The organism is Mesorhizobium sp. M7A.F.Ca.CA.001.10.2.1 (assembly GCF_003998575.1).
Lineage (GTDB): Bacteria > Pseudomonadota > Alphaproteobacteria > Rhizobiales > Rhizobiaceae > Mesorhizobium.
The window spans coordinates 1-3437 of sequence record NZ_RZQY01000652.1 but is presented as its reverse complement, the minus strand read 5'-3'; the positions used below and the strand labels follow the sequence as shown (position 1 = coordinate 3437).

Genomic DNA, 3437 nt, shown 5'->3' with positions numbered 1-3437 from the left:
GACATGGGCTTAAAGATGGGGCGCGTCAAGGGCGGCGCCCGCCAGTATCAGGAGACCGGCGTCGCCATGACCGAAGAGGGATTCGAGGCGGCCGAACGGGCCGACGCCATCCTGTTCGGCGCCATGGGCTCGCCGGACATCCGCCATCCCGACGGCACCGAGCCAGCCCCCCAGCTCGACATGCGCTTTCGCATGAAGCTCTACGCGGGCCTGCGCCCGATCCGGGCCATTCCCGGCGTGCCGCTGGCGCTGGCTTCGCCGCGCGCTTCCGAGATCGATTTCGCGCTGGTGCGAGAATCGACCGAGGGGCTGTTTGCCTCGCGCGGCAAGGGCATCGTGACCGACGACAAGGTCGCCACCGACACGATGCGGATCACGCGCGACGTCACGGAGCGGGTGTCGCACTTCTCCTTCAAGCTCGCCGAGCGACGCGCCCGGCGGCGCAAGCGCAAGGGCACGGTGACGCTCATCGACAAGTCAAACGTGTTCCGGTCGTTCGCCTTCATGCGCAAGATCTTCTTCGAGGTCGCCTCGCAGCATCCCGACGTCACGGCGGCCCAGCATTCGATCGACGCGACCGCGCTCGACCTCATCCGCCGGCCGTGGGATTTCGACGTGATGGTCACCGAGAACATGTTCGGCGATATCCTGTCGGACCTGGGGGCCGGACTCGTCGGCGGCATGGGCTTCGCGCCGTCGGCCGATATCGGCGACGATCACGCTTTGTTCCAGCCTTGCCATGGCACCGCGCCCGACATTGCCGGCCAGGGCATCGCCAATCCGGTCGCGATGATCCTGTCGACCGCCATGATGCTCGACTGGCTCGGCACCCGCCATGGCAGCGAGGCCTGCCTGGAAGCATCCGACGAGATCGAGGCCGCCGTCGACGCGGCGTTTGCCGCCGGCTCGGTTCGTCCCTATGACATTGGCGGCAGCGACGGCACGGGCGCGATCGCCCGGGCGATCATCGAGCGACTGGCGCCGCGCGCCAGGGTCTGAACGCAGCTTCAGGGTGGAATTCATGGCACTATCTCTTCCCGAAGCACTCGACCTCAGCGGCCAGCGCATTGTCGTCACCGGCGCGGCGAGCGGGATCGGCCGGGCGACGGCAAGCGCTCTCGCCAGCCTCGGCGCCGACCTGCTGCTCGCCGATGTCTCGAGCCTCGACGCAACCTGTGCCGATCTCACCGCCCACAACGTCGTTCCCGAAACCTTCCAGGGCGACCTCCTGGCGCCCGGCGCCATAGCCCCGCTCTTCGCCTCCGGGCCGGTCCGCGCGGTCGTCCATTGCGCGGGCATCGTTCCGGCGCAGATTCCATGGGACCAGGACCCGAACTGGGAAGCCCGATTCGCCCGGACCATGGCGGTCAACGTCCGGCTACCGATCGAACTCGGTCACGCCAGCATCGCCCACATGGTCGGGAACGGCGGCGGCCGGTTGATCCTCGTCGGCTCGCTCGCCGGCTGGCACGGCGGCACGCTGACGACGACGCCGCCCGATTACGTCACCTCGAAGGGCGGGTTGCACGCGCTAGTCCGCCTGCTTGCCCGCAAGGCTGCGTCGGGCGGCGTCCTGGTCAACGGCGTCGCCCCCGGACCGGTCGTGACGCCGTTCAGCGCCAACATCGACTTTCCGCGCGAAAACTTTCCGCTCGGACGCATGGCCACCGCCGAGGAGATCGCTTGGCCGATCGCCTTCCTGTGCACGAAGGGGGCGAGCAATTTCTGCGGCGAGATCGTCAACGTCAATGGCGGCGTCTTCTTCGCCTGATGACGGGCCGTTGACGCCATGAGCGACAGCTTCGATCCCGACCGCGCGGCAGAGGGACTGGCGAACGCATGGCGCGCCGGTGCGCAGCCGGCCGGATTGCGCGCCGACGTACGGCCGCGCAGCCTCGCCGAAGGCTACGATGTCCAGGACCGGCTGATCGCACTCCTCGGCCATGCGGTAGTCGGCTGGAAGATCGGCCTCGCCGGGCGCAACTTCTATCGCGGCGCCGGTCTCTCCCGTCCGATCTTCGGGCGCATCCTGGCGCCGCGCCGCCACGTCAGTGGCGAAGACGTCATCGTGCCCCGCGATGCCAGCGTCACTATCGAACTGGAGATCGCGCTCGTGCTGGCGTGCGATGCGGGACCCGTCGTCACCCCAGACCTGATCGAATCCGCGCATATCGGCTTCGAAATCGTCTCCTCGCGCCTTCCCGACCGCCAGAGCATCGGCGTGCCGGCCACGATCGCCGACAATTGCGTGTCGCATGCGGTGGTCCTGGGCCAAACCGTCGATCTTGACGCGATCGGCGACATCGCCGCACATGCCGGCGTCACGGTCGACGGCCATTTGCGCGCCCGCGGCCTGCGCGGCGACGATCTGCCCGATACGCTCGCGGTGCTCGGCCACCTGATCGCGCATCTGCGCGAACGGGGACAGGTCCTGAGGCGTGGCGGCGCGGTCTTCACCGGCACGCTGACGCAACCGTTCGACGTCGCGGCGCCGTGCGAACTCGCCGTCACCGGCACGGGATCGGCATTGCGTTGCCGGCTCGTGCCCGCTCCGTGAGGCAGCCGGCTTCGCGGTCCACCGACAAATGAGACAGGGAATACCGATGCGTTCGTCCAGACTGCCCACCCGATACGGCCGTATTTTCCCGCCGGACGAAGCCTGGCTGGCGACGGCAGAGCCGGAGGTCATTCTCGACCCCGAATTGGAGATCATCGACACCCATCATCATCTCTGGGACCTTCGCACCACCAGCGGCCACCGCTACATGCTCGACGAGTTCCTCGCCGATGCCAACAGCGGCCACACGGTCGTCGCCACCGTTCACATGAACGCTTACGAATGGGATCGCGCCTTCGGCCCGAAGGAGATGCAGCCCGTCGGTGAGACCGAGGTCGCCGCCGGCATCGCCGCCATGTGCGACAATGGCATCTACGGGCCGATCCGCGTTGCGGCCGGCATCGTCGGCTTCGCCGACCTGATGCTCGGCGACGGCGTCGCGCCGGTCCTGGAGGCGCATGTACGGGCCGGCGGCGGTCGTTTCCGAGGCATCCGCCACTCAGGCGGCTGGGACGCCGACCCGATCATCGGCAACAGCTTTCCGGGCATCGCGCCCGGGCTTTACGGGCAGCCGGATTTTCGCGCCGGATTTGCCCGGCTCGTCGCCATGGGCCTGTCCTTTGACGCCTGGCTCTACCATCCCCAGCTCGCCGACGTCACCGACCTCGCGCGCGCCTTTCCCGAGGCCTGCATCGTCATGGGCCATTGCGGCTGCCCGCTCGGCTACGGCCCCTATGCCGGCCGCAAGGACGAGGTCTTCGCCGCCTGGAAAGCGTCGATGGCCGAACTCGCCACGTGCCCGAACGTCTCGATCAAGCTCGGCGGCATGATGATGCGGCTTGCCGCCTACGACTACAACACCCGGCCCGCGCCGCCGACC

General features: G+C 68.3%; 4 protein-coding genes. All 4 read left to right on the top strand.

Annotation, left to right across the window (positions count from 1 at the left end; translation table 11 throughout):
* Positions 1–999 (top strand): isocitrate/isopropylmalate dehydrogenase family protein (locus tag EN964_RS29260; protein ID WP_164776066.1); only part of this gene is annotated, 999 nt, incomplete at its 5' end.
* Positions 1000–1021: 22 nt separating this feature from the next.
* Positions 1022–1771: an SDR family NAD(P)-dependent oxidoreductase gene (locus EN964_RS29255; RefSeq protein ID WP_127387153.1), complete on the top strand. Its 750-nt coding sequence runs from the start codon at positions 1022–1024 to the stop codon at positions 1769–1771.
* Between the two features lie 18 nt (positions 1772–1789).
* Entirely contained in the window at positions 1790–2557 is a 768-nt protein-coding gene (locus EN964_RS29250) for a 2-keto-4-pentenoate hydratase (RefSeq protein WP_127268074.1), read from the top strand.
* Between the two features lie 46 nt (positions 2558–2603).
* The coding region (locus EN964_RS29245; RefSeq protein WP_206528776.1) for an amidohydrolase at positions 2604–3437 on the top strand (834 nt) is incomplete at its 3' end.